Below are 1,738 nucleotides of genomic sequence, written 5' to 3' on the forward strand. Positions count from 1 at the left end.
AACCAATAATGAATGAATATGTCACAGTAGCAACTACTCCCGGTAGCGCAAGAGGGAACATTATCTTCCAGACTGCCCTCAACTTGCTACAACCATCCATCATTGCAGCTTCTTCAAGTTCTTTTGGCAACACGTTGAAATAGCTTCTCATCATCCAAATAGAATAAGGAAGAGAAAAAGTACAATAGACCAGGATCAAAGAAAGAAGACTATTGTAAAGTCCTAGTTTAATGACAAGCATCAACATAGGGGTAGTCAGTATCATCTGAGGAAACATATAGACATACAGAATTCCTTGAGCGATAGAATTCCTATGCTTGTATTTAAATCGTGCCAAGCTATATCCAGCAAGTGTTGCGATGGCAATACTTATTGCTGATGAGCTAAGTACAACGATTATGCTGTTCCAGAGATAATTCTTAAATTTTAGTTGCGATGCATATTCAGTTCCATTCCAAATATTCACGTATGAAGAGAAATCTAGCTCAGTAATTCCAAGACTCACCTCTCTCGTCATCATCTTATCAACAGAAGTCAATGAACTTTTAATCATCCAATAGATTGGAAAATCAATTATCACAATGATTAAGATCAATGCAGCAAAAAATAAAATCCTTTTACCTTTTGCTTGTATTTTATGCTTATTTAGATTCACTGTAGTGAGTCCTCCCTCTGCATTTTGGTATGGATGAATAAGAAGATTGCCAAGAAGAATAAAATGGTAACAGACATGGCAGCCCCCTTATCGTATCGCATATTGATGAAGGAGAATTCATAAGCAAGTGTGTTCATGATGTGTGTCGAACTTCCTCCGCGTGTCAGCAACCAAATAACATTGAAAGCATTAAACGTCCAAATAATGCTGAGAATAATGGATGTTTTCAGTACACCAGACAATGAAGGGATTGTGATATAGAAGAATGAGCGAATTTTCCCTGCACCCTCTACTTCGGCTGCTTCATACAACTCTCCAGGAATCGACTGAAGCCCTGCTAAGATCATCATCATCATCTGTGGGTATCCCATCCAGATACCGACCATCAGGACACATGCTAGAGCAATACCCTTTTCTCCGAGAAAGTTTATATAGGTAGTAATCAAACCCATTCTCGACAGAATAATATTAATTACACCGTACATACCATCCAGCATCCAGTTCCAAGCTGTTAGGCTTGCAGTAACTGGAATAATCCAAGGCAACATCAATAATGTTCTTGCAATCGCTCTTCCTGGGAATTTTTTATTCAATAACAAAGCCAAACCCATTCCAAGAATTATTTTTCCAAATGCACCAATAAAGGCATAGATGAATGTATTGAAAATGGATATCAAGAAACGCTCATCACGATATACATCATAATAATTCTTCATAGCAACAAAACGATGGCCAGGCTCAGTAGGCCTCCATCTGAAAAAACTCAAGATGAATGAGTAAAGTACAGGAAAAGCAATAATACAGAGCAAGACAATGATTGCAGGGTATAAAAACCGCCGCCCTATCCTATTGTCTTTCTCTTCAAGTGATAATTTTTTTCTTAGAATTGGCATTTTCATCTCACTATTAATTAAATACTTACATCGTATATTTTCACATACGATGTAAGCGTATACTCGAACCAATATTTAGTCGTTGATTACCTCAGTGACTTTCTTTGCCATTTCTGCTGCAACCCTTTCACTATTCCATCCGTCGACAGCAATCCTTGACAAGGCATCATCAAACAGGAAAGAACTATAC

Annotated in this window: 2 protein-coding genes; both read right to left on the bottom strand. The window is 37.7% G+C overall.

The features are described from left to right. Positions 1 to 655: carbohydrate ABC transporter permease (locus JF818_RS07645; protein ID WP_198891433.1), on the bottom strand; the 655-nt coding region annotated here is incomplete at its 3' end. Beyond that, positions 652 to 1,554 carry a carbohydrate ABC transporter permease gene (locus JF818_RS07650; RefSeq protein WP_198891434.1) on the bottom strand — a complete coding sequence of 301 codons (903 nt, stop codon included), beginning with the start codon at positions 1,552 to 1,554 and terminating at the stop codon, positions 652 to 654. The genes JF818_RS07645 and JF818_RS07650, both read right to left, overlap by 4 nt. Between the last annotated feature and the right edge of the window lie 184 nt (positions 1,555 to 1,738).

It is taken from the genome of Sphaerochaeta sp. S2, from assembly GCF_016406725.1.
Lineage (GTDB): Bacteria > Spirochaetota > Spirochaetia > Sphaerochaetales > Sphaerochaetaceae > Sphaerochaeta.

Coding starts and splice junctions, on each gene's coding strand:
- JF818_RS07650 (WP_198891434.1), bottom strand. CDS start 1,554: ATGAAAATGCCAATTCTAAGAAAAAAATTATCACTTGAAGAGAAAGAC.